The organism is Bacillus sp. AFS002410 (assembly GCF_002556365.1).
Classification (GTDB): Bacteria; Bacillota; Bacilli; order Bacillales; family Bacillaceae_G; genus Gottfriedia.
Genome location: NZ_NUEU01000082.1, coordinates 72,910 through 97,017 on the forward strand (window position 1 = coordinate 72,910; position 24,108 = coordinate 97,017).

General features: G+C 32.4%; 26 protein-coding genes. 18 read left to right on the forward strand and 8 right to left on the reverse strand.

Annotated features, from left to right (window positions below; translation table 11 throughout):
- Positions 1-165 precede the first annotated feature (165 nt).
- From CN692_RS20390 to CN692_RS20400, 3 genes are all read right to left on the reverse strand, one after another.
- Positions 166-1,248, reverse strand: a complete 1,083-nt coding sequence (locus CN692_RS20390; RefSeq protein WP_098120952.1) for a glycerophosphodiester phosphodiesterase — start codon at positions 1,246-1,248, stop codon at positions 166-168.
- A 184-nt stretch (positions 1,249-1,432) separates the two neighbouring features.
- Positions 1,433-2,947 (reverse strand): MDR family MFS transporter, encoded by a 1,515-nt coding sequence (locus tag CN692_RS20395; protein ID WP_098120953.1) that lies wholly within the window; start codon positions 2,945-2,947, stop codon positions 1,433-1,435.
- A complete protein-coding gene (locus CN692_RS20400; protein WP_098120954.1) occupies positions 2,947-3,429 on the reverse strand; it encodes a MarR family winged helix-turn-helix transcriptional regulator in 483 nt (160 codons plus the stop codon). Before CN692_RS20400 ends, CN692_RS20395 begins: the two co-directional genes overlap by 1 nt.
- Before the next feature lie 248 nt (positions 3,430-3,677).
- On the opposite strand from CN692_RS20400, the gene CN692_RS20405 reads away from it, so the two are divergent.
- Positions 3,678-4,187 (forward strand): GrpB family protein, encoded by a 510-nt coding sequence (locus CN692_RS20405; protein WP_179874499.1) that lies wholly within the window; start codon positions 3,678-3,680, stop codon positions 4,185-4,187.
- Between the two features lie 28 nt (positions 4,188-4,215).
- Here CN692_RS20405 and CN692_RS20410 read toward each other — a convergent pair whose 3' ends face one another.
- On the reverse strand, positions 4,216-5,124 hold the full coding sequence (locus CN692_RS20410; protein WP_098120956.1) for an aldo/keto reductase: 909 nt from the start codon (positions 5,122-5,124) through the stop codon (positions 4,216-4,218).
- A gap of 37 nt (positions 5,125-5,161) precedes the next feature.
- Positions 5,162-5,311, reverse strand: coding sequence for a Z-ring formation inhibitor MciZ (gene mciZ, locus CN692_RS20415; protein WP_098120957.1), 150 nt, complete (start codon positions 5,309-5,311; stop codon positions 5,162-5,164).
- Positions 5,312-5,401: 90 nt separating this feature from the next.
- Here mciZ and CN692_RS20420 point away from each other — a divergent pair, with 90 nt between their 5' ends.
- The 14 genes from CN692_RS20420 to CN692_RS20485 all read left to right on the forward strand — a co-directional run bounded on the left by CN692_RS20420 (position 5,402) and on the right by CN692_RS20485 (position 19,512).
- Entirely contained in the window at positions 5,402-5,947 is a 546-nt protein-coding gene (locus tag CN692_RS20420; protein ID WP_098120958.1) for an NUDIX domain-containing protein, read from the forward strand.
- Positions 5,948-6,025: 78 nt separating this feature from the next.
- On the forward strand, positions 6,026-6,712 hold the full coding sequence (locus CN692_RS20425) for a DUF975 family protein (protein ID WP_098120959.1): 687 nt from the start codon (positions 6,026-6,028) through the stop codon (positions 6,710-6,712).
- A gap of 323 nt (positions 6,713-7,035) precedes the next feature.
- Positions 7,036-7,902: an alpha/beta fold hydrolase gene (locus CN692_RS20430; RefSeq protein WP_098120960.1), complete on the forward strand. Its 867-nt coding sequence runs from the start codon at positions 7,036-7,038 to the stop codon at positions 7,900-7,902.
- A 234-nt stretch (positions 7,903-8,136) separates the two neighbouring features.
- Positions 8,137-8,787 (forward strand): stage II sporulation protein M, encoded by a 651-nt coding sequence (spoIIM, locus tag CN692_RS20435; RefSeq protein ID WP_098120961.1) that lies wholly within the window; start codon positions 8,137-8,139, stop codon positions 8,785-8,787.
- A gap of 67 nt (positions 8,788-8,854) precedes the next feature.
- The gene (fur, locus tag CN692_RS20440) at positions 8,855-9,304 is read left to right on the forward strand and encodes a ferric iron uptake transcriptional regulator (RefSeq protein ID WP_098120962.1); all 450 of its coding nucleotides are present in this window, start codon (positions 8,855-8,857) and stop codon (positions 9,302-9,304) included.
- Positions 9,305-9,516: 212 nt separating this feature from the next.
- On the forward strand, positions 9,517-9,735 hold the full coding sequence (locus tag CN692_RS20445; protein ID WP_098120963.1) for a YqzK family protein: 219 nt from the start codon (positions 9,517-9,519) through the stop codon (positions 9,733-9,735).
- Between the two features lie 6 nt (positions 9,736-9,741).
- Complete coding sequence (gene xerD / locus CN692_RS20450; protein WP_098120964.1) at positions 9,742-10,668, forward strand: site-specific tyrosine recombinase XerD; 927 nt, start codon at positions 9,742-9,744, stop codon at positions 10,666-10,668.
- Between the two features lie 189 nt (positions 10,669-10,857).
- Positions 10,858-11,604: a type I methionyl aminopeptidase gene (gene map / locus CN692_RS20455; RefSeq protein WP_098120965.1), complete on the forward strand. Its 747-nt coding sequence runs from the start codon at positions 10,858-10,860 to the stop codon at positions 11,602-11,604.
- A 355-nt stretch (positions 11,605-11,959) separates the two neighbouring features.
- Entirely contained in the window at positions 11,960-12,661 is a 702-nt protein-coding gene (locus CN692_RS20460) for a TerC family protein (protein ID WP_098120966.1), read from the forward strand.
- 287 nt (positions 12,662-12,948) lie between these two features.
- The gene (gene deoB / locus CN692_RS20465; protein ID WP_098120967.1) at positions 12,949-14,130 is read left to right on the forward strand and encodes a phosphopentomutase; all 1,182 of its coding nucleotides are present in this window, start codon (positions 12,949-12,951) and stop codon (positions 14,128-14,130) included.
- Positions 14,131-14,143: 13 nt separating this feature from the next.
- A complete protein-coding gene (locus CN692_RS20470; RefSeq protein ID WP_098120968.1) occupies positions 14,144-14,962 on the forward strand; it encodes a purine-nucleoside phosphorylase in 819 nt (272 codons plus the stop codon).
- Positions 14,963-15,077: 115 nt separating this feature from the next.
- A complete protein-coding gene (locus CN692_RS20475; protein ID WP_098120969.1) occupies positions 15,078-16,385 on the forward strand; it encodes a pyrimidine-nucleoside phosphorylase in 1,308 nt (435 codons plus the stop codon).
- A 322-nt stretch (positions 16,386-16,707) separates the two neighbouring features.
- Positions 16,708-17,289 (forward strand): TMEM175 family protein, encoded by a 582-nt coding sequence (locus CN692_RS20480; protein ID WP_098120970.1) that lies wholly within the window; start codon positions 16,708-16,710, stop codon positions 17,287-17,289.
- A gap of 924 nt (positions 17,290-18,213) precedes the next feature.
- A complete protein-coding gene (locus tag CN692_RS20485; RefSeq protein WP_257131828.1) occupies positions 18,214-19,512 on the forward strand; it encodes an NCS2 family permease in 1,299 nt (432 codons plus the stop codon).
- Between the two features lie 57 nt (positions 19,513-19,569).
- On the opposite strand, the gene CN692_RS20490 is transcribed toward CN692_RS20485, so the two are convergent.
- Genes CN692_RS20490 through CN692_RS20500 form a run of 3 tightly spaced genes read right to left on the reverse strand, consistent with a single transcriptional unit; the run spans position 19,570 to position 21,827 of the window.
- Positions 19,570-20,571: an ABC transporter permease subunit gene (locus CN692_RS20490; protein WP_179874500.1), complete on the reverse strand. Its 1,002-nt coding sequence runs from the start codon at positions 20,569-20,571 to the stop codon at positions 19,570-19,572.
- On the reverse strand, positions 20,564-21,442 hold the full coding sequence (locus CN692_RS20495) for an ABC transporter ATP-binding protein (protein ID WP_172444067.1): 879 nt from the start codon (positions 21,440-21,442) through the stop codon (positions 20,564-20,566). The genes CN692_RS20490 and CN692_RS20495 overlap by 8 nt, the downstream gene beginning before the upstream one ends.
- Before the next feature lies 1 nt (position 21,443).
- Complete coding sequence (locus CN692_RS20500; protein WP_098120974.1) at positions 21,444-21,827, reverse strand: GntR family transcriptional regulator; 384 nt, start codon at positions 21,825-21,827, stop codon at positions 21,444-21,446.
- Between the two features lie 189 nt (positions 21,828-22,016).
- On the opposite strand from CN692_RS20500, the gene CN692_RS20505 reads away from it, so the two are divergent.
- The 3 genes from CN692_RS20505 (at position 22,017) to spoIIAB (ending at position 24,099) form a co-directional block, all read left to right on the forward strand.
- On the forward strand, positions 22,017-23,180 hold the full coding sequence (locus CN692_RS20505) for a D-alanyl-D-alanine carboxypeptidase family protein (RefSeq protein WP_098120975.1): 1,164 nt from the start codon (positions 22,017-22,019) through the stop codon (positions 23,178-23,180).
- Between the two features lie 128 nt (positions 23,181-23,308).
- The gene (gene spoIIAA, locus CN692_RS20510) at positions 23,309-23,659 is read left to right on the forward strand and encodes an anti-sigma F factor antagonist (RefSeq protein ID WP_098120976.1); all 351 of its coding nucleotides are present in this window, start codon (positions 23,309-23,311) and stop codon (positions 23,657-23,659) included.
- Entirely contained in the window at positions 23,659-24,099 is a 441-nt protein-coding gene (spoIIAB, locus tag CN692_RS20515) for an anti-sigma F factor (RefSeq protein WP_098120977.1), read from the forward strand. Before spoIIAA ends, spoIIAB begins: the two co-directional genes overlap by 1 nt.
- Positions 24,100-24,108 lie beyond the last annotated feature (9 nt).

Below are 24,108 nucleotides of genomic sequence, written 5' to 3' on the forward strand. Positions count from 1 at the left end.
GTTTAATATAAATTAAAAAAGGCTGTCTAAAATAGACAACCTTTTTTGTTCAAAAATCAACATTTAGATTTAACAAAGCCATATTTTAATTTTAGATAATTGTATGAATCATTTTGCAAACGGTATATTAAGAGATTAATAGAATAAATTTAAGAAATCCATATTCTACTTACCAGCAGAGTAGCTTTTAGGTAATTTAAACTGATTTTGTTGCATTACAACACGTAGTCGGTCAGGGTAATCAGTTATTATTCCATCAACACCATCATCAATAAGCTTTTGCAAAGTTGGTTGGTCGTCAACTGTCCATGGAATAACCTTCATGCCATACTGGTGAGCTTCTTGAACCATATTTTTAGTAATATAAGGCGTGTAATTCGCATCAGTAATTTTTCCGTCCTGTGGGAAACCATGTACTGGAGAAATTGCATCTACATCTAACGAATGAGCCGCAGTAACGAGATTTCCATCAAAGTCATCAATATCAATTCCACCTAACCAAGGGGATTTACCAGGTTTGCCAGGCTGTAAAAACTCTGGTCCGTTAGTTAGTGCAACAAGAGGCAAACGAGGTTCAACTTCATGCATAAGCTTAAGCGCACCCCAGTCAAAACTTTGAATTGACACTTGATCGAGCATCCCAGCTTCACGAACTTGTTTGGCAACTATTTGAACAAATTCTTCGCGAGGGGCTGTCTGTTCAGGTGCACCAGCTTCTACTTTTGTTTCAATATTCATCCACACTTTTTTAGCTTTGTATTGCTTTACAAGATCAAATATCTCGGTTAAAAGTGGCATACGAGCACCTGGACTTAGTTGTTGACCAGGGAATTGGGGTAAACCCTTTGAACCACAATCAAGCGTCCTTACTTGTGCTAGAGTTAAGTCTTTTATGTATTTGCCAACGTATGGATATTCCGAATCACCAACGAATGCAGGTTTAGTGTCAGAGCATTTGGTACCTGTAATCTTACGGTCGTGAGTAATGACAGCTTGATGGTCCTCAGTTATTTGTACGTCAAGTTCAAGGGTGCTTACGCCGAGTTCGAGTGCATGAGAGAATGAAGCTAAAGTTGACTCAACTGTAAGACCAATTCCTCCACGGTGTGCTTGAAGGTCAAATCCTTTTGGACCAAATGACTTTAACGAATTCTGGCTCTCAGATGTTGATTGTGCTGAAACTTGGGTAACTCCTGAATACACCATTACTGATGTCATTGCTGCTAAAATTAACTTTTTTCCATTCATTTTTAATCATCTCCTCATAGAATTAATTACTCTATAAGAATAGATGGCAAATATAAAGTTCAGATTATTAAAATAATAAAAATAAGTAAAAAAATGTTGAAATATGTAAAAAAAATTAATTTTTAGAAAGTTATTTCAAAGAAAAGAAAAGCCAAATCCATTTAATTAGGATTTGGCTTTATTTTTATTGAGCTTTTTTCGCACGATTTTCTTTAACTTCAAATGTTAATTTTTCTTTACCCATTAGGATAATAGCGATAAATCCTAATGTGATCGGAATTAATGTCCATTTAAAAGTAGTTGCAACTGAATGTGCCATTGCTTCTGAGATTTTATGAAGTACTTCAGGTGGAATTTTAGCTCTTGCATCAGCTGATAATAAAGCACGTGAATCAACTTTGCCAAATGCACCTAAATTACCTAGTAAATCACTTAATTTATTTTTAAATACGTGGTTTTGAATCGTACCAAAGATTGTTACACCGATTGTCATACCTAATGTTCTAAAGAAGGTATTTGTAGATGTAGCAATTCCTCGTTTTTGAGGTTCGATTTTGTGCTGTGTTGCCATACTTAATAATGAGAATGAACAACCCATTCCAAGACCAGCGATGATCATGTAAAATGTTACAGTTGAACGAGCAGTATCTGTACCTAATGTACTTAATAAATACATTCCAATGAAGAATAAGACAACAGAAACTAACATGATGCTTCTATAGCTAAACTTACGTACCGATTGACCTGCTACCTGGCTACCAACAACTGAACCAAGCATCATAGGAATTAGAATGATACCAGAGTTTGTAGCTGAACCACCGTAAACTGATTGAACAAATAGTGGAATTAATACAGTTGTAATAATAAAAGCTGAACCGTAGAAAAATGCTACACCTTGAGTTGCCGCAAATAGTTGTTTTTTAAATAAACTAAATGAAATAATTGGCTCCTCAACTTTTCTTTCAATAATAATAAATGCGATAAACAGAACTGCAAAGACTGCAAATAAGGTAATAATTGGACCAGAATTCCAATCATATTCATTCCCACCAAGTTCAAGTGCAAACATTAAGCTGACAACTGAACCGACAAGCGTAATTGCACCCAACCAGTCGATTTTAAGTTTTCTAAGATGAAGATTTTCTTTATAAAACTGAGAAATTAAATATAAAGAAATAATACCTAATGGTAAGTTGATGTAGAAAATCCAACGCCAATCAATTTGATCAGTAATATAAGCACCTAATAATGGTCCAAATACACTAGAAAGACCAAAAACTGCACCGAATAAACCAGTCATTTTTCCTCGTTTTTCAGGAGGGAAAATATCGAAAATGATAGTAAAGGCAATCGGCATTAGTGAGCCTCCACCAATCCCTTGAATTGCACGATAAATACTTAATTGAACAATGCTATTTGCTGTTCCACATAATGCAGAACCAATTAAAAAAATGATAAGTCCTAATAAATAAAAGCGTTTACGTCCATACATATCTGATAACTTACCAAAGATTGGCATACTTGCCATAGTAGCAACTAAATATGCTGAAGTTACCCAAATAAATTGATCTAACCCACCTAGTTCTCCGACAATTGTTGGCATGGAAGCTGAAACAATTGTATTATCCATAGCGGCCATCAACATTCCTAATAATAAACCAGCTACGACAAAGCCAACCTTACTTTCTTTTGAAACCATTAAGTTTCCCCCTTATTGCTATTTAATTTTTGTGTCTCTTTTGGAAGTAACTCATTAATATCATTCCAAAATTTAAATAATAATGTTAACTCTTTGTCATCATACTGGTTAAAAATATTAGAAAGAGAGTCAGATAATGGTTTAAAAAGATCTGCTAGCTCATCATCCCGATCATACACAGGGTGAATAATTACGCGTCTACGGTCATTGGGATCTTGAATTCGTTCAACTAAGTTGACTTTCTCAAGTCGGTCGATTACGCCCGTTATTGCACCGGTAGTAAGATGGGTTAATTGAGATAACTTTCCAGCTGTTATCGGACCAGTATGGTAAAGTAGTTCTCTACATCTTAAATCTGTCGCATTTAAATGTAGTTTAGAGGCGAGCCCTTCGTTAAAAAGAACGATTGAGGTGCTAAATTTTCTAAACTCCATTATTAGTGACGGAATAAATTCACTTCTGATGATTTGATTCTCTGACATTTCATTCTCTCCTTAAAATACAAGAAGTACTTATAAAAAAGTTAACGCAACTAAATATCTTAGTAACTAAAATAATTATAATAAAAAAAAACCAATTAAAGTAGAAAATGTGAGTATTTTAACGAAAATTTAATTTAGTACCAAATTATGATTTTTAAGGTTTTTTTCATGTTGTTTTACATGGATTAAGTCGGGAATAATAAAATAAAAGTAAAAATGCATACAAAAATAAAATGTAGGTGTTAATGATGAAAAAGCAAATTGAAATAGTACCTTATCGTACTTCGTGGGAAGATGATTTTCAAACTGAAAAAAAGGCAATTGAAATATTATTACCTGAGAAAGTAGCAATTTATCACATAGGAAGCACCTCAATTCCTAATATGTTTGCCGACCCGATTATTGATTTAATGATTGTTGTGAAAAGCTTAAATCAGTTTGATGAATATGGTGATGTACTAAAAACATTAGGTTATGAACAAATGGGTGATCATTCAAATCAAAATAGAAGATTTTTTATTAAATGTGAAGATAATTGCAGTTTTCATATTCACGTTTTTGCTGAAGGAAATAATGCGATTGAGCGAAATATCGCCTTTAGAGAATATATGATTGCTCATACTGATCAAGCAATGGAGTATATAAAATTAAAAACTGAACTTGCTAAAAAATTTCCTAAAAACAAAAAAGAATATAAAAAAGGGCGAAAAGAGTTTTTAGAAGAAATCGATAAAAAAGCTGAAAAATGGAAGAATTAAGACTCCTTCCATAGTAGGAAGGAGTGGCTTAACGATGCTCCTCATATTTTGTAAAATGAGAAATTTCTTGAATTTGTGTAATTTGTTTAGTACTTAAAGGTTTTGCATAGTAGGCATTTATATTATCTAACAATTGTTCTTTATTTCTAGCTCCAATAGCTAAAGATGAAACGACATTGTGATGTAGTAAATAATGCAAAGCTAAGCTATGTAGTGATTGTTCTTCCTCAAGCAGTTGGGTCAGTTTGAAGATTGTTTCTTTACATTCATGCTCCGAATACGATAAGTAACCTTTTGTAGACAATTTCTTTTCCCAATTATTTGTTAAAAGACCTTTTGCTACGGAACCACGTGCAATGACAGAAATATTGTTTTTTTCGAAAAGTGGGAAAAATTCTTCAGGTCTACGCTCTAATATATTAAATTGCATCATAACACCTTGGATTGAAGAGTGATTTACAAATCGATTGATAACATTTGGACGAATTGAAGAGATGCCGTAATAGCGAATTAATCCTTCTTTTACTAGTTCCTCGAAAGTGTAAACCGTTTCTTCATATTGATCATCTATTGTACCACCATGCAGCTGGTAATAATCAATATAGTCTGTATTTAGTCTACGCAAACTAGCCTTTACAGCTTCCTTAATATAAGCACCAGATGGATCCCAATGCCATTTGTCATTTGAGTTATTCCATCGGTTACCGACTTTTGTTGCAAGAATTACTTGATCTCGTCTGCCCTTTATACCTTTTCCTACGATTTCTTCATTTTTGCCAAAATCATATAAATCAGCAGTATCAAAATAATTAATTCCAGCATCGATTGCCGCATGTATCGTTGAAATAGCCTCGTTATCTTCCGTTCCAAGAGACATACAACCTAATCCAATTTCGGATATTTGTAATAATGTAGAACCAAGCTTACGTTTTTTCATAATAATCCCTCCAAATTTAATTGTAGGGAAAAAAGAGTTATTTTACAACAAACAGCGACTTGCCATTCGCGTTTTGGATCCATTCCTGGACAGTTTTATATTGCATGCTCATAACTTGAAGCGTTTTTAAAATTTCTGTTTTGGATCCGACTAAAACAACAGAATTTTCTGTCATACACATTTTCATCAGTCTACCTCGTTTCAGAAAGTATTTTAATTAAATAAATGATAAAATGTATGTGACAACCATATTAAATAGAACAAGGTGATGAAAAAAATGAAAAAATTTGAAGAAAAAACACTGTCAGAAGAAAAAATTTTCACTGGAAAAGTTATATCGCTATATCATCAAAAAGTTGAATTGCCGAACGGAAATACAAGTACACGTGAAATTGTGAAGCATCCTGGAGCAGTAGCGGTCATTCCGATTACTGATGAAGGCAAAATTGTTTTTGTGGAACAGTACCGAAAAGCTTTAGAAAGAAGTCTTTTAGAAATACCAGCCGGTAAATTAGAAAAAGGAGAAGAGCCACTAATTACTGCTAAACGAGAGTTAGAAGAAGAAACTAGCTATGTTGCAGATGAGTGGGAACATATACAATCTTTTTACACATCTCCAGGTTTTGCAGACGAGTACATACATATATATGTAGCAAAAGGATTAAAGAAATTAGAAAATAGTGCAGCTTTAGACGAAGATGAATTTGTCGAAATTTTTGAGCTATCATTAGAAGAATGTCTTGAAGAGTTAAAAAAAGGTTCTATACATGACGCGAAAACATGTTTTGCGGTTCAATATTTACAATTGTTACAAAAGGATTAAAGGTAAATTCGAAATTGTTCTCATATGTTTGCGATATCATCATAAAATAAAGTGACATTTTATGAGAGGAATGAGCAAATGAGAATTTCAGCAATTAAAAGAACAGCTAAGAGTAGACTAGCTGGTAATTGGGGAAAAGCTATATTATTTCTCGTTGTTTTTGTAATTATAGAAGGATTACTTCATACGGTACTTACTGGACCAGTTAATCAGCATTATACTGGGACAATTTTTCCAAGTGCTAATGAACAAAAACTAATTCCTGCTGGGGCGCAAACAATCATTGAGATCATTTCGGGGTTCGTTAATACTTTACTAGGCTATGGTTTAATTGTTTACTTTTTAAAAATCATTCGTGATGAAGAGAAAAGTATATCGGACTTATTTTACTTTTTTAAAAGTGGGCATCAATTTATTCGAGCGATTTTAGTTGGATTTTTAGTAGTTGTATTTACATGCCTATGGTCTATATTACTAATAATCCCTGGAATTATTAAGGCTTTAGCTTATTCACAAGTTGGATATATCTTAAAAGATTATCCAGACATGAAGCCATTAGATGCAATTACGTTAAGTAGAAAAATGATGTACGGGTATAAATGGAAATTCTTTTTATTAGGACTTTCATTCATCGGTTGGGCTCTATTAGTAATTATTACTTTATTCCTTGCTTCATTTTATGTAGCACCATATTTTTATGCAACACAAGCTCAATTTTATCAAGAAGTAAAAGAAGCTTATGAAGCGAAAGAAGAAACGATTTAAATAGTTTTAACGGTAAAGAGCTTAGAGAAACTCTTAAAGTTTTTCTAAGCTCTTTTTTATTTCATTAGTTAGTTTTAAGGATAAATAACAAATACAGTAATGTAAGATAGTTGATTGTTGTGTATATGTTTTTATGGTTGTCCAATATAAAATTAAATTTTTAAACAAAATTATGATTTAGGCTTAAATGAAGTTAATAAAAGTGGAAATTCAAACCTTCAAAATTGAATACGTCCACATTCATTGAGTATAATCTATCTATATATATGTACAGAATATAAAAATGACATATTGTACAAACCTACTAATTGGAGCTGGTTATATTGTTTGTTACTGGCGAGCTTGGTACATATCACGTTCGAATAAAAGGTGATGGTAAAGTTACAGTACTTTTAGAATGCGGAATGATGCATACACTTCATCAGTGGAGATTTTTACAAGATGAGTTGAGTAAGTATGCCAAAGTGATAACATACGATCGATTAGGGTATGGAAAAAGCGGTATTTGGACGACAGAACGGTCTACAGAACAACAGGCATTTGAATGTTATGATTTGTTACTAGCATTAAATATTAATAGTCCATTGATTGCTATAGGACATTCGTTAGGTGCATATATTATGTTTCAATTGTCTCGTCTCTTTCCAAATGCAATCCAATCAATGATTTTACTTGATCCAACCCATCCGACACTTGAGGAACATGAGCAGAAAATATATGATAAATTACTGTATCAATTTGCGTTAATGATGAAAAAAGCGAATCAAATTAACCTTACTAAGGCCATTCCAAATAAGTTCATACATAAAATAATGAACACGACCCCAGAAAATCAGTCTGAAATAATTAGCTCTATAAAAAGCTTTAAACATTGGAAGACGGTTGTTAGTGAATGGAAAAACTTAAATTATAGTAACAGCCGAATAAAGGAAGCATTAAAAATAAAAATAAATACTCCTTTATTAGTATTAACCGCTTCAAATCAAAGTGGTTTACAATTTAACGCGAAGAAAAAAAAGGAATTACTAAATAAAGTTGAAAAATATCATAAAGAATATTGTGAAACAACGAATCAAGGAAGCCATCAAACACTTGAAGGCTATACCCACTCATCTATTTATGGAAATAATGAAGAAAATGCAAAATCAATCAGTCATATTATTAAAAAACAAATTGATTTGTTGTATTAAAAAAGCTGTTTAAGTCAAATGAGACTTTAACAGCTTTTTTCTGTTATTTGAAATAGGACAATTGAGAATTCTTTTGATAGAGGTAGCAATCCCCAAAACTATAAAGGCATCGAATTGATATATTTAAAAAGAGAAAGATTGATGTGTAAAATATTTGGACTTTTATAAATAAAACGAATAAATTACTTGTCCACTCATAGAATGAAAAGAGAATATAGTGCAGGAGATGATATCATGACAAGAAGCTCAGTCCAATCAACGATGAAAAAACATGTTAAAGATTATACGTCACTCTATATTTTTGTTAGTGTGATTTTACTTTTTGGTGTCGTATTTGGAGCAGTCATTGTAAACAGTATGAATGTGAGTCAAAAGCAAGATGTTCTTTCTTTTATCACACATTTTTTTGGACAAGTTAATAATGGAGACTATATTAGTGGAAATGAAGTGTTTGTATCTAGTTATTCTTCACACTTGAAATTTTTGGCATTAATTTGGATTTTAGGAATTTCAATAATTGGGTTACCAATCATTCTCATTTTATTATTTATGAAAGGATTGGTAGTTGGATTTACAGTTGGTTTTTTAGTAAATCAATTAGGTTGGCACGGTATTTTATTAGCATTTTCTTCTGTTTTCCCACAAAATGTAATCGTATTACCATTATATATACTACTGACAGTTTTAGCTGTCCAGCTTTCCATTCGAATGATTCGAAAGCAATTTATTAAAAATGATAATGAGCCAATTATGAAACAATTAGTCTCGTATTCTATTGTTTTTGGATTGGTTGCAGTTTGCTTAAGTATTGCAAGTATTATTGAAGCATATGGTTCAACATTTTTTTTAAAAGCGATCTCAGAAATAATTGTCTCAAAAAATTAACAAATAATTTTTGACACTTTCTCTTTCTTTGTTATAATTATTATCAAGTGGCGAGGGAGTGAAAAAAATGGAAGAACGAGTTGAACGAATAAAGAAACAACTACATTTAGCAGGATATAAATTAACACCACAACGGGAATATACGGTTCGTGTTTTATTAGAGAACGAAGAAGATCACCTAAGTGCAGAAGATGTTTACCTCCTAGTGAAAGAAAAATCGCCGGAAATTGGACTTGCTACTGTTTATCGTACGTTAGAATTACTAACTGAGTTAACAATTGTTGATAAAATAAATTTTGGTGATGGCGTTTCTAGATACGACTTACGACATGAAGGTGCTCAACATTTTCACCATCATTTAATTTGCACAGTTTGTGGAGCAGTAGATGAAATTCATGAAAATCTATTAAGTGAAGTTGAAAAGACAGTTGAAGAACGTTGGAATTTTAAAATTAAAGATCATCGGTTATCATTTCATGGTGTGTGTCATCGATGCCATGATCAAAACGAAGAATAATAAAATGATTTTAATTTAATTAAAATCATTTTATTTTAATTCCTAAAAAGTGGAGCAGTTTCGAGAAAAGAGTCTGCTCTTTTTCATGTTCTAAAAAAGACGCTTGTAATGATTAATGGTGATTTTTACGATTAAATGAAGTATGATTTGTCCAATTTTTGCATAGTATGTAGTAATGATGTCTTTACTTCTAGCAAAAAGGTGGTGGTCATATGAAAAAAAGAGCTAGTATCGTTTTTAATGTAATAAAAGTTGCAATTTTATTCATTACTTGTACAATATTATTTTATTTTGCTATTCAATGGATTCATTCTGAATATGAAAATATGCATCGATATGACCGACCAGAAGGCTCAATGTTAAAGGTGGACACTCATCAAAAGGATGGTGCTTTTAACCAATTGGTACGGTTTTATCAAAACGGGGAGTAATGTAATGTGACAACGACTGATAAAACACCTTTTAAAAATGAATTTGATTTTGCAGCTGAGGACTTTATCCATTTTATTCAGGTTGAAAAAGGTTTATCTAAAAATACAATTCTATCATATGGTAAGGACTTAGAGAGCTATGGAAAATATTTAGACGTTGTTGAAAATATAAATGGTCTTTCAAACATAACTAGGTTACATATTATTAGTTATTTAAAATATTTAAAGGAAAGAGATTTAACAGCAAGGACAATGGCTCGTCAATTGGCCACAATTCGCTCATTTCATCAATTTTTAATTCGTGAAGTTGATGGGATGAAAGATGATCCTTCACTATTAATCGAAATTCCAAAAGCACCAAAAGTACTTCCAAAAGTTTTATCACTCCAGGAAGTTGAGGCCTTATTAGACGTACCTGATAGCTCTACATTTGGAATAAGAGATAAGGCAATGTTAGAATTATTGTATGCGACTGGTATGCGTGTATCAGAACTATTATCTTTAAATCTTTCTGATGCTAATTTAACGATGGGGTTTGTAAGATGTTTAGGTAAAGGAAGTAAAGAAAGAATTATTCCTTTAGGTAAACTTGCAATTGAATCAATCGAAAATTATTTAAAAATGGCTAGAAAAGAATTGTCCGGTAAAAAAAATAATGATGCATTATTTCTAAATCATCATGGAAATAGGATGTCTAGGCAAGGATTTTGGAAAAACTTAAAAAAACAAGCTGAAAAAGCAAATATTCAGCACGAATTAACTCCACATACTTTACGTCATTCATTTGCAACCCATTTATTAGAAAATGGGGCAGATTTAAGATCGGTTCAAGAAATGCTAGGACATGCAGATATTTCTACGACACAGATCTATACACATGTTACGAAGAATAGACTTAAGGATGTTTATAAAGAGTTTCATCCAAGAGCTTAAATTTAAGCTTTCAGACTGTCCGCCAAGCGCTCGCAATCTGTCTGAAAACCAAATTTTTAGATATTCTAGAACCCAAGAGCTTAATTTAAGCTCTTTTTTCTTGGGAAATGATTGTTATATTGCTAAAAGCATAATATATTAAATTAATCATATATAAACTGAACTAGGCGATTTGAGAGGATGAATAAAATGATTACGATTAAGACTGAACGTGAAATTAACTTAATGAATGAAGCCGGGAAAGTACTAGCTGCTACACATAAGGAAATTGCAAAAATGATTAGACCAGGCATTACAACTTGGGAAATCGATCAATTTGTAGAGAAATTTTTAGCAGAAAATGGAGCAAAACCTGAGCAAAAAGGATATAGAGGATATGAATATGCAACATGTGCCTCAATAAATGATGAAATTTGCCATGGATTTCCTCGCAAAAAAGCTTTAAAAGATGGAGATATTGTTACAATTGATATGGTTGTAAATTTAAATGGAGCACTAGCTGACTCAGCTTGGACATATGGTGTAGGAAATATTTCTAAAGAAAACAAGGATTTGTTAAAAGTAACGGAAGAATGCTTATATAAAGGAATTGAACAAGCGCAAGTTGGTAATCGTTTAGGCGATATCGGCTTTGCAATCCAATCTTATGCTGAATCTTTAGGATATTCTGTTGTGCGTGATTTCACAGGACATGGCATTGGACCAACTTTACACGAAGAACCTTATGTCCCACATTTTGGTATGGCAGGTAAAGGCTTACGACTTCGTGAAGGAATGGTTATTACAATCGAGCCGATGATTAATCTAGGTACTTGGCATTCAACAATGGATGGCAATGCTTGGACAGCAAGAACAAGAGATGGAAAGAACTCAGCGCAATATGAGCACACATTAGCGATCACAAGTAATGGACCTAAGATTTTAACGAAGCAATAAAAGTAAATTATTTACATTGATAATAATCGTGTAAATAAATATAATAAAACTATAAAAACTAAGACAAATAATGATTAAAAATGAATTAAAATCTATTGACATATTGGACTAGTTAGAATAGTATTATATTATTAATAAACAATCGAATACTCCAAAGGGGAGTAGCGTCAGGAGAGATCCTGAAACAAAGTCGTCATTACATGAGAAGAAATTCTCATCGGCTTTGTTGGCATACATCTGTATGCTCAGCAAGACCTTTGCCGTAGAATTATTACTATTGGCAAAGGTCTTTTTATTTTGTAGTCATGGGTACAGGTTGTTTAATAAAATAGTAGTTTTATAAGGGGGAAGAGTCATGGATTTATTAGGCGGATTAAGTATTGGAGTACTATTGAATGTAATTTTTATCGACCTGTTATTAAGTGGTGATAATGCAATTTTAATCGCATTAGCAGCGAAAAACTTACCAGCAGAACAAAAGAAAAAGGCAGTTTTATTTGGTACTATGGGTGCAATTGCTCTTCGTGTCGTATTTGCAGCAGTAATCGTGTATCTATTAAAAATTCCGTTTATTTATGCAGCCGGTGGGTTAATGTTATTATGGATTGCTTTTAAATTATTAGTCGATGACTCTGAACATGGCGATGTTAAAAGTGGTGCAACATTATGGGGAGCAGTTAGAACGATCATCATTGCTGATGCATTAATGAGTCTTGATAATGTATTAGCTTTAGCAGGTGTATCACATGGTAGCTTAGTTGCAATCGTAATTGGTATTTTAATTTCAATCCCAATTATTGTTGGTGGAAGCTCATTATTAATGAAAATTATGAACAAATTTCCAATTATTACAACAATTGGTTCAGGTATTTTAGCTTGGACGGCAGCAGGTATGATTACTCATGAAAAGATGATTCACGATGTTTTTGAAAATCGAACAATTATTTTCGCATTTAAAATTGTCATGACTGTAATCGTAATTGGAGCTGGTACAATTGTTTCTAGAAGAAAAGCACAAAAGCATCAAGTTGCAAATTCACAAAATCAAACAGCTTAATACATAAAAAGGCCCAGCTTTTAAAGCTTGGGCTTTTTTATTTTTGATTAGGTATGTAAGAGTTAAATTTTACATATCATCTTTATTAGCAACTGGAAAAAAAAGAAATTTTTTTATGAATTTTTTATGACAATTTACTATAATTCTGGGGAAATATAGTATCAATAGACACAAATTGGAAAATATATTTCTTGAAAAGAATTAGGACAATAAGTATACTTTAGTTGTCAGACATCTGACGGATGATTTTAGTTTCAGTTTGTTTTGATGAGTTAGGAGGAAAACAAATGAATAGAAAATTTAATAGAGTGTTCCTCGTTGTTATGGATTCTGTTGGGATTGGTGAGGCACCAGATGCAGAAAAATTTAATGATGTTGGTTCAGATACACTAGGTCATATTGCTGAAGAAATGAATGGATTACATATGCCGAATATGGCAAAACTAGGTTTAAGTAATATCAGAGAATTGAAAGGGGTTCCAAAAGCGGATCACCCACTTGCTTATTATACAAAGATGGAAGAATCATCAGTAGGGAAAGACACTATGACTGGACACTGGGAAATGATGGGTCTACATATTGATAAGCCATTTAGAGTTTTTGCAGATGGATTTCCTAAAGAATTAATAAGTGAATTAGAAGGTCATTTTGGCCGTAAAATAATTGGAAATAAACCAGCTTCTGGAACAGAGATTTTAGTAGAACTTGGAGAAGAGCATATGAAAACAGGCGATTTAATCGTTTACACATCTGCTGATTCAGTTTTACAAATTGCAGCCCATGAAGAAGTAGTACCTTTAGAGGATTTATACCGTTATTGTGAAATTGCACGTAAATTAACATTAGACAATCCGTATATGATTGGTCGAATTATCGCAAGACCGTTTGTCGGTGAACCTGGAAACTTTAAACGTACACCGAATCGTCATGACTATGCATTAAAACCATTCGGACGTACAGTTATGAATGAATTAAAGGATGCGAATTTTGACGTAATCTCAATCGGTAAAATAGCAGATATTTTTGATGGTGAAGGCATCACTAAAGCATTACGTACAGTATCAAATATGGATGGAATGGATAAATTAGTTGATACATTAAAAATGGACTTTACTGGTTTAAGCTTCTTGAATTTAGTTGATTTCGATGCCGTTTTTGGTCATAGAAGAGATCCACTAGGTTACGGTAAAGCGTTAGAAGAGTATGATGCAAGACTTCCTGAAGTGTTTGAATTATTAAAAGATGATGATTTATTGATGATTACTGCCGATCACGGAAATGATCCAACATATACAGGTACAGATCATACAAGAGAATATGTACCGTTACTAGTTTATAGTAAACAGTTTTCAGAAGGTAAGGAAATAGACATTCCAAAAACTTTTGCAGATGTAGGGGCAACTATAGCTGAAAACTTTAATCTTAAAATGCCATCACATGGATCAAGTTTTTTAGAAAAATTGAGATAAGGTGGAGTTACAAATGAATAAAGAGAATATCGATAAAGCCGCTAGTTTTATAAAAAGTAAAGTTGACAGACAGCCTAAAATTGGATTGATTTTAGGGTCAGGCTTAGGAATACTTGTAGATGAAATTGAAAACCAAGAAAAAATACCGTATCATACGATTCCAGAATATCCTACATCGACTGTAGAAGGACATGAAGGACAATTAGTATTCGGTACAATTCATGGTATTGAAGTAGTAGCAATGCAAGGAAGGGTTCACTTCTATGAAGGGTACAGCATGGAAAAAGTTACATTCCCAGTACGCATCATGAAAGAACTAGGTGTAGAAAAATTAATCGTAACGAATGCAGCGGGTGGAGTTAACACTTCATTTGAGCCTGGTGATTTAATGTTAATTACAGACCATATTAACTTTACTGGCACAAGCCCATTAATTGGCCCAAATAACCCAGAATTAGGTGTTCGTTTCGTAGACATGTCTTATCCGTATGACCGTGAATTAAGAGAGCTTGCAAAAAATGCCGCACAAGAAGTAAATGTTAAGATGCAAGAAGGAGTTTACGCTGCATTAACAGGCCCTTCTTATGAAACACCAGCTGAAATTCGCATGTTTAGAACATTAGGTGCTGATGCTGTTGGTATGTCAACTGTATCTGAGGTTATCGTTGCGCGTCATGCTGATTTAAGAGTACTTGGTATTTCATGTATTTCAAACATGGCAGCAGGTATTTTAGATCAACCTCTAAACCACGAGGAAGTAATCGAAACAACACAAAGAGTAAGAGCATCGTTTTTATCATTAGTAAAAGAAATTATCCGCAAAATCGGTTAATATAAAGCTTTTTATTGATGAGTAAATTTACAACATAAAAAAGGACTTCTGCATTACATATGTAGAAGTCACTTTTAATTAGAAGTAATAAACAAAAGAAAGAGGCGTTTCAAAAATGAGAATGGTAGATTTAATTGAAAAAAAACGTGATGGAAAAACTTTAACAACAGAAGAAGTCAATTTTGTAATCAATGGGTTTACTGACGGTAGTGTACCTGATTATCAAATGAGTGCATTTGCAATGGCTGTGTTTTTAAAAGGAATGACTGAAAAAGAATATAGTGATTTAACAATGGCTATGGTTCATTCTGGCGATACAATTGATCTTTCAAATATTGAAGGAATCAAAGTTGATAAGCATTCAACTGGTGGAGTAGGCGATACAACTACACTAGTGTTAGGCCCATTAGTAGCTTCATTAGATATTCCAGTTGCTAAAATGAGCGGACGTGGATTAGGTCACACTGGTGGTACAATCGATAAATTAGAAGCTGTTGAAGGTTTCCATGTTGAATTAACAGAAGATGAATTTACTAAACAAGTAAATGATATTAAATTAGCTGTTATCGGACAAACTGGTGACTTAACACCTGCAGATAAAAAATTATATGCTTTACGTGATGTAACAGCAACAGTAAACTCGATCCCATTAATTTCTAGCTCAATTATGAGTAAAAAAATCGCTGCTGGTGCAGATGCAATCGTTTTAGATGTTAAAACAGGTGCAGGTGCATTCATGAAAGATATTGAAGATGCACGTGATTTAGCTAAAGCAATGGTAAAAATCGGAAACAACGTTGGAAGACAAACAGTAGCAGTTATTTCAGATATGAGCCAACCATTAGGACTTGCGATTGGTAATGCATTAGAAGTAAAAGAAGCAATCGACACATTAAAAGGTGAAGGTCCAAAAGATTTAGAAGAATTATGCTTAATTTTAGGTAGTCAAATGGTAGTATTGGCTAAAAAAGCTGAAACATTAGAGGAAGCAAGAGCTAAACTTCTAGAAAACATGAAAAATGGAAAAGCCTTAGAAGTATTTAAAGCATTTTTAGTAGCACAAGGTGGAGATGGCTCTGTTGTAGATGACCCATCAAAATTACCTCAAGCTAAATATGTTCAAGAAGTAGTATCACAGCAAGATGGTTATGTTTCACAAATCGTTGCTGATGCAGTTGGAACGGCTGCGATGAAACTAGGTGCAGGACGTGCAACGAAAGAATCTGTCATCGATTTAGCAGTTGGATTAATGTTAAACAAAAAAGTTGGAGATGCAGTTAAAAAAGGTGATTCATTAGTAACTGTTTATTCAAACACAGAAGATATTAGTGAAGTTGAAAAAGACTTACTAGAAAATATTAAAATTTCATCTGAAAAAGTTGAAGAACCTACATTAGTTTATGATTTAATTATGGAAGCATAAGAATTTTAAAAGCTATTCTCTGAAAATGGGAATAGCTTTTTTATTTGTCTATATGACTCAGTCTTAGAACAGAATGCAATAAACCTGACCTAGTTATATTAATATCCGCCAATTTTATCCATTTCTTATTCCATTTCAAGATTTTTGAAAGGTATTTCATTAAAATATACAGAATTTAATTAATAAAGAAATATTAACGTGAATAAGGAATGAGGTTATTTGATGTCCAAAAAGAGAGCAAAAGCTACAATTGAGCATGAGGAATGGAAAATACTACTTGGGTTTGAGGGAGTAAAAAAGGCAAAAAGTTTGGGTGTAAATAATGAATAAAAACCGGTTGGAAGCTTTTAGTGATGGCGTACTCGCAATCATTATAACAATTATGGTCCTAGAAATTAAGATTCCACATAGTCCCGACATACAAGACTTATTAAAAATGTTCCCAACTTTTCTTAGTTATTTATTAAGCTTCATTTATGTCGGTATATACTGGAACAACCATCATCATATGATCCATACTTTGCAAAAGGTAACAGGACCAATAATGTGGGCAAATCTGCATTTACTTTTCTGGTTATCCCTCATACCGTTTGCTTCAGGTTGGATGGGCGAAAACCATTATAAGCCTTATCCTACAATGCTTTATGGTGTAATCCTTTTACTGGCTGCAATAGCATACTTTATATTACAAGGGATCATTATCAAAATAGAGGGAAAGCATTCAAAGCTAAAACTAGCTGTAGGTAATGATTGGAAAGGAAAAGTATCGGTAGTTTGTTATTTAACTGGCGTATGCACGTCTTTAATATGGCCTTCGTTCGCTCAAGTCATTTATGTAATAGTTGCGATTATGTGGTTATTGCCGGATCGCCGAATTGAGAAGGTTATGCAAGCAAGTAAATAATTTTAAATAAAGTAACAAGGCTGCCTTAAAAGCCTTGTTACTTTTGGTGTATTGAAATATAGCATATCAATAAAAAAAGTAAGAAATATCATCACACCTAACTTATGAAAGAGTTCATGAGTTAGGAAAAAAACGTGAAGATGAAAATTAGTGTTCATGAGTAAACAAGAAAGCAAAATGTTGAAAATATGTTACTCATAAGCGGTTCATGAGTAAGCAAAAAGGGAAAATGATGAAAATAGGTTACTAATAAGGTGTTCATGAGTAAGCAAAAAAGGAAAATGATGAAAATAGGTTACTCAAAAGGTGTTCATGAGTAAGCAAAAAAGGAAAATGATGAAAATAGGTTACTCATAAGGTGTTCATGAGTAAGCAAAAAAGGAAAGTGATGAAAATAGGTTACTCATAAGGTGTTCATGAGTAAGAAAAAAGGGAAAATGATGAAAATAGGTTACTCATAAGGTGTTCATGAGTAAGCAAAAAAGGAAAATGATGAAAATAGGTTACTCATTAACGGTTCATGAGTAAGAAAAAGAGCGGAAATAAGAAAGTTTATAACTCATAAAGGGTTCATGCGGATATTTATCTAACCATTTTTTCCAGAGTGTTGAAATAAAAATAGTTGATAATTAAAATGTTAATAAGAAATATAATTTAAGGTGAATTTGTAATTTTTTGATGACGTTAATTAATTTCTTTTTTCTAACTAAAGGGAATTAGTAAGATTTTTTATTCAATGCTTTTTTATTTTGAAGAAGTTGATTGGAACGGAAGGATTTTCGACTCCTATGGGAACTTCATTTCAAATTTATGCACAAAAAAGAAAAAAATTTTCTTATATCATTATTGATTAATATTTAGTATAATTTTAAAGTGCCTCGTAGCATGGGTGGGAGAGGGAGCCAAATAAAGAGAGGAATTTCTTTGAAAAATTTATTGAACAAAAAATTTAATCTTGAAGGTAGCGGTACGACCATTAAAACGGAGATGATTGCAGGTGTTGTTTCATTTTTAACACTCGTTTATATTTTATCCGTTAATAGTACAATTTTGCATGATGCAGGTATACCGTTCCAAGGTGCAATGATTGCCACAATTCTTTCAGCTTTTTTTGGAAGCGTTATGATGGGATTATGGAGTAATTCGCCTTTAGTATTAGTACCAGGAATGGGCATCAACGCATTGTTTACTTATACAATGGTTGGTGAAATGGGAATGAATTGGAAAGAAGCGCTTGCTGTAGTATTTATAAGTGGAATCTTATTATTCATTTTATCATTCACAAAATTAATTAAGAAATTAACAACGGCAATTCCATTATCACTAAAAAGTGCAATTACAGTTGGAATTGGGTTTTTCTTAACGTTTATCGGTCTTCAAGCTGGTGGGATTGTTGTAAAAAATGAAAGTACGTTTGTATCGATTGCTAATTTTTCAAACGTCGATGTACTAGCAACAGTTATTACACTAGGCATTGCGATTTATTTATTTATTAAAAATGTACCTGCAAACTTTTTAATCACGGTTGTTTTAGGTACGATCATTTCATTCATTTTACATGGTGGAATTGAAAAAGCACATGATACTACAAAAATTACAATGAAATCTGCAAGTGAAGTTGTCGGACAACTGACCTTTACTCATATGATGAGTTTTCCATTTTGGATTGCAGTATTTTCTCTGACAATGGTTGTATTATTTGAATCAATCGGAATTATTCATGGGCAATTAAGTATGATCAACCAAGAGCATAAGCAACAAAAGGTTGTTCAAGGAACTGCGTTTGGAATATTATTATCAGGATTACTTGGAACTAGTCCAACAGTAATTGCTGTTGAAGGAAGTGCAGGTATTAGTTCAGGTGGTAGAACAGGACTTACTTCTGTTGTAACTGGATTATTATTTTTAAGCTGTTTGTTATTTATGCCATTAATAGCTTATATTCCAACATCTGCGATTGCACCAATCTTAATCATTATCGGTTCATTAATGGTTAAACACATTACAGATATTCAATTGGATGATCCTACTGAGGCAATTCCAGCCTTCTTAATTTTAGCATTCATCCCTTTAACATATAGTATTATTGACGGAATTGCATTCGGTTTTATTGCTTATCCATTAGTTAAAATGGCAGCAGGTAAGAAAACTGAAATCACGCCATATATGGTAGCAATTTCAGCATTATTCTTTGTACGGTTTGCATTAAACTTTATAGCATAATAAACGGCGCTGGTTCTTATATTGAGAACCAGCGCTTTTTATTTGAAAGATTTAAAGTTAATCAAAAAATTTATTTAATCGTTTATAGAAGAAATAGCCGACTACGGTACCAATTATTAAACCAATCAAGTAAATAATCGTATTGTTCCCATTCGTAATGGTAGAAGTTAATAAAGCGATTAATGTCGCTGCAAGGTATACAAAAAGAACGTTTACGAATAAAGAGAATTTTTTATACACGAATAATTTTCCGTTATTTACATTCGCATTCCTGTTATAGCACAATAAACCAATTAGTAAAAAAGCAACAATATAAAGAACAATTATTGTTAAATTTCCATAATCAACAGTTGGATAGTGGACGATGTTTTCATTAAAATCTCTTGAAATTGATAGAGAGCCTGTTTGATATGGAATAGACCAACTAGTTATACTTTTTTCAAAGTTGTTGTAAGATAGTTCATGGTTAAAAATCCCCTTTAGATTTGAATAAATACTAAAGTATAGAATACTTGGTGAGAAGATTGTAAAAATAGTGAAGAGCGTTTGAGAAAAATAATGACCTGTAATCGTTCCGATCGCCAGACCAATCGTAAAAAAAGCAATTGTAAAAAGTAAGATGACAGTAAATATAGTAGCAAATGATGATGCGTCGATATATTTGTGAAGATTAGTAGTGTAATGGATTAATAGTGTTAAAATGATTAAGCCAAAAGTTGCCATAACAATATGAACAATGCCAAAGAACCATTTTGATAGAAAAATCTGCTTAGGTGAGTATGGAAGTGAAAATTGAAAATCAATGCCACCTGTATTTCGTCCGATGCCTATTAATAAGATGCTTAAAATTAAGACAATGATTACTGACATAAATGCTAGCGTACTAAAGTCAGAGATAAATAGATAAGGATTACTCGAATTTGTTAGTAATGCTTTATTTAAATCATCATTGTTATTATAATAGCCAAAAGGAATGATGATTAGATAGACAAGATAGAATAAAATAAGTGCAAGTCGAGATTGTTTAGAATGTATTAGCCATAATGCTTTACTAAACATATAATTCCCCTCCATCGTTTATGAAAAATAAATCCTCTAATGTCAACGGAAGTTCTTCTAAAAGAAGTGGATTTGCCTTTTCCATTTGTTTTATAAATTCATCCTTATTTCCATTAATAATGATAATGGCAACTTTACCAGTTTTAGAGAATACAGAAATTGCTGGGTCCTCTTCAAATTGTTTAGGTAAACCATTTTCAAATGCTACTTGTAGTTTGTAAAATTGGTTCGTACTTTCTTCCATTGTGGAAATTGAATTAATTCTTCCATCTTTAATAAATAAATATTGATCAATTATTTTTTCAAGTTCAGCTAGGTGATGTGATGAGATTAAAACCCCAACGGAGTTTGAGCTAGCATATTCAATGATTAATTGCAAAACAGTCCGTTTAACAACTGGATCTAAGCCATTTGTTGGTTCATCTAAAATGACATAATTTGCACCTGTAGAAAAGGTCAATAATAAATAAATTAGTGTTCTCATACCTTTAGAGTATTTACGAAGGGAACCAAAAGGTAAATTATATTTATTTAATGATTCCATAAACGCAAACTTATTGAAGTTAGGATATGAATTTTCATAAATCGTAATAAGTTCATTCACATTATATTGTTTTATGAAGCTAGTAGAATCACTCATATAAGCTATTTGTCTTCTATTAATAGGTGAATCATTTATATCTACATCATTAATTTGAATTGAACCTTCATCAGGAGATAGGATTCCAACAATTGTTCTTAAAAGTGTCGTTTTACCAGCACCATTTCGTCCTATTAAGCCTGTAATTTTGCCTGTTTCTATTTGAAAGTTTAGATTTTTTAACACTTCACGGTCATCTAGTTTTTTACTTAAATGATGGATTTTTAGCAAACTAATCAGCTCCTTTTTTCGAATAAAATTCTTTTACCCAATTATTTATTTCTTCTTCTCTTATTCCATCGGCTAAACATTCAATTAATAAATTAGAAAGTTTATTTTTATATTTTAAAAGTACATCTGATGACACAGCCTCTTTTGATAAACCAATTACGAATGTACCTTTGCCTCTAATTGTTTCAATTACTCCATTTCGCTCGAGTTCCTGGTAGGCTCTACTAACTGTATTTGGATTTATGACTAGAGTAGTTGCTAATTCACGTACAGAAGGAAGTTTATCACCTTTTACCAAAATATTTCTTAGCATTTGTTCTTTTGTTTGAAGAACTATTTGCTCCCAAAGCGGCAAATTGCTTCTTGGATCTAAAATAATAATCAAAAGATCACCACCTCAAAAATTTATAGTGTACTGAGTGTATTAAGTGTATGGGTGTGATTAATACACTTTACTTATAACATATGTAGTGAAGTATGTAAATAGTTCCATGCTTTCTAATATTTTCATTTGAGTTTGATTAAACTACTTTTATTTGGAAAAAATATGTATGAAAAGAATGGAGGGTTATAAATGAAAAAGGTAGTACTAACTCTTTTAAGTAGTGTAATGATCTTTTCATTATCACTACCAAAAGTAAATGCAAGAGAAACACAGAATAGTGATGTAAGTTTGGCAAAAAATGCGTTATCTTCTGTCATTATTGAACAAGATACTGGAAAGATTTTGTATGAAAAAGATGCTAGAAAAGAGCTTCCACCAGCAAGTATGACCAAAATTATGACGATGCTGATTATTATGGAAGAAATTAATAAAGGCAAACTAAAGTTAGACGATAAAGTTATGACGAGTGAACATGCTGCATCGATGGGCGGTTCGCAAATCTTCTTAGAGCCTGGAGAAGAGATGACAGTTAAAGAAATGCTTAAAGGAATTGCAATTGCATCCGGAAATGATGCATCTGTTGCAATGGCAGAAAAAATTGCCGGTACAGAAGAGGCATTTGTCGGTTTAATGAATAAAAAAGCTAAGCAATTAGGTTTGAAAAATACTCATTTTGAAAATCCAACAGGCCTGCCAGCTCCTGGACATTATTCTTCAGCATACGATATGGCAATTATGGGAAGAGAATTATTAAAATATCCATTGATTACAAAGTTTACTGGTACTTATGAGGATTATTTAAGAAAAGATACAGAAAAACAATTTTGGCTAGTTAATACAAATAAATTAGTTCGTTTTTATCCAGGAGCAGATGGATTAAAAACTGGTTTTACTTCAGAAGCAAAATATTGTTTAACAGCAACTGCGAAAAAGAATAATATGCGAGTAGTTAGCGTAATTATGGGTGCACCAACATCTAAAGAAAGAAACGCCCAAATGACTAATTTATTGGACTATGCGTTTAACCAATATCAAGTAAAACAATTAATTAAACAAGGTGAAAATGTTAATAGGCTAAGTATTAGTAAAGGTAAATCTAAAGACGTAAACGTTGTTACGAAAAGTCCTGTTTCAGTTGTACTAAAAAAGGGTGAAACTCTGAATAAAATAAAGAAAGATATTAAACTCAACACAAATCTTCAAGCACCAATTAAAAAAGGCCAAGTAGTAGGAGTTTTAGTCGTAAAGCAAGGTAGCAAAGTATTGTCTAAAACAGATTTAGTTGCGAATAAAGCAGTAAAAGAAGCTAGCTGGTATGACTTATTTAAGCGTACAGTTGGAGGATTCAACTAATTTTTTACGACTTATTTCGAGTATGACTAAAAAGATTTGACGTTTTACCACTAGTTTTGTCAGCTTGAAGGAATTCGGTTTAGTTTTAACGAAACTTTCAATAACCGTCAAATAAGGAGGTTATTGTAGTGAGTCTTAATATTGAACTAGAAGTGAAGAATGCAATCCTTTGTGTAAGACTAGCAGGGGAACTTGATCATCACACTGCTGAAGATTTACGTTTACAAGTAAACGAGGTATTAGAGTCACAGACTATCAAACATATTTTATTAAATCTTGAGCATTTAACATTTATGGATAGCTCTGGCTTAGGTGTAATTTTAGGTAGATATAAAGTTATTCGAAATAAAGGTGGAGAAATGGCAGTATGTTCAATTTCGCCATCAATTAAAAGGTTATTTGATATGTCGGGATTATTTAAGATTGTTCATTTAGCTGATGATGAGTCAAATGGACTTAATGTATTGGGGGTGGCATAATGCGAAATGAAATGAACCTTCAATTTTCCGCATTAAGTCAAAATGAATCATTTGCTCGAGTAACTGTAGCTGCATTTATTACACAGCTAGATCCTACTTTAGATGAATTAACTGAAATTAAAACTGTTGTTTCAGAAGCTGTTACAAATTCGATTATTCATGGGTATGAAAATAATCCTGAAGGCATCGTATATATTTCAGTTCTTCTTGAAGATCAGACAGTTACTTTAACAATTCGAGATGAAGGAATTGGTATTGTTGATTTAGATGAAGCAATGCAACCTTTATATACTTCGAAACCAGATTTAGAAAGATCGGGCATGGGGTTTACAATTATGGAGAACTTCATGGATCAATGTGAAGTAGTGTCGACAATTAATGTTGGGACTACGATTACGGTTAAAAAGTACTTATCAAATAGCAATGTTTTGAGTAATTAAGGAGAATCG

Excerpts from the sequence above, each read along its gene's own strand:
- CN692_RS20390 (WP_098120952.1), bottom strand. The coding sequence starts at position 1,248 with ATGAATGGAAAAAAGTTAATTTTAGCAGCAATGACATCAGTAATGGTG.
- CN692_RS20395 (WP_098120953.1), bottom strand. The coding sequence starts at position 2,947 with ATGGTTTCAAAAGAAAGTAAGGTTGGCTTTGTCGTAGCTGGTTTATTA.
- CN692_RS20400 (WP_098120954.1), bottom strand. The coding sequence starts at position 3,429 with ATGTCAGAGAATCAAATCATCAGAAGTGAATTTATTCCGTCACTAATA.
- CN692_RS20405 (WP_179874499.1), top strand. The coding sequence starts at position 3,678 with ATGAAAAAGCAAATTGAAATAGTACCTTATCGTACTTCGTGGGAAGAT.
- CN692_RS20410 (WP_098120956.1), bottom strand. The coding sequence starts at position 5,124 with ATGAAAAAACGTAAGCTTGGTTCTACATTATTACAAATATCCGAAATT.
- mciZ (WP_098120957.1), bottom strand. The coding sequence starts at position 5,311 with ATGAAAATGTGTATGACAGAAAATTCTGTTGTTTTAGTCGGATCCAAA.
- CN692_RS20420 (WP_098120958.1), top strand. The coding sequence starts at position 5,402 with ATGAAAAAATTTGAAGAAAAAACACTGTCAGAAGAAAAAATTTTCACT.
- CN692_RS20425 (WP_098120959.1), top strand. The coding sequence starts at position 6,026 with ATGAGAATTTCAGCAATTAAAAGAACAGCTAAGAGTAGACTAGCTGGT.
- spoIIM (WP_098120961.1), top strand. The coding sequence starts at position 8,137 with ATGACAAGAAGCTCAGTCCAATCAACGATGAAAAAACATGTTAAAGAT.
- fur (WP_098120962.1), top strand. The coding sequence starts at position 8,855 with ATGGAAGAACGAGTTGAACGAATAAAGAAACAACTACATTTAGCAGGA.
- CN692_RS20445 (WP_098120963.1), top strand. The coding sequence starts at position 9,517 with ATGAAAAAAAGAGCTAGTATCGTTTTTAATGTAATAAAAGTTGCAATT.
- map (WP_098120965.1), top strand. The coding sequence starts at position 10,858 with ATGATTACGATTAAGACTGAACGTGAAATTAACTTAATGAATGAAGCC.
- CN692_RS20460 (WP_098120966.1), top strand. The coding sequence starts at position 11,960 with ATGGATTTATTAGGCGGATTAAGTATTGGAGTACTATTGAATGTAATT.
- deoB (WP_098120967.1), top strand. The coding sequence starts at position 12,949 with ATGAATAGAAAATTTAATAGAGTGTTCCTCGTTGTTATGGATTCTGTT.
- CN692_RS20470 (WP_098120968.1), top strand. The coding sequence starts at position 14,144 with ATGAATAAAGAGAATATCGATAAAGCCGCTAGTTTTATAAAAAGTAAA.
- CN692_RS20475 (WP_098120969.1), top strand. The coding sequence starts at position 15,078 with ATGAGAATGGTAGATTTAATTGAAAAAAAACGTGATGGAAAAACTTTA.
- CN692_RS20480 (WP_098120970.1), top strand. The coding sequence starts at position 16,708 with ATGAATAAAAACCGGTTGGAAGCTTTTAGTGATGGCGTACTCGCAATC.
- CN692_RS20490 (WP_179874500.1), bottom strand. The coding sequence starts at position 20,571 with ATGTTTAGTAAAGCATTATGGCTAATACATTCTAAACAATCTCGACTT.
- CN692_RS20505 (WP_098120975.1), top strand. The coding sequence starts at position 22,017 with ATGAAAAAGGTAGTACTAACTCTTTTAAGTAGTGTAATGATCTTTTCA.
- spoIIAB (WP_098120977.1), top strand. The coding sequence starts at position 23,659 with ATGCGAAATGAAATGAACCTTCAATTTTCCGCATTAAGTCAAAATGAA.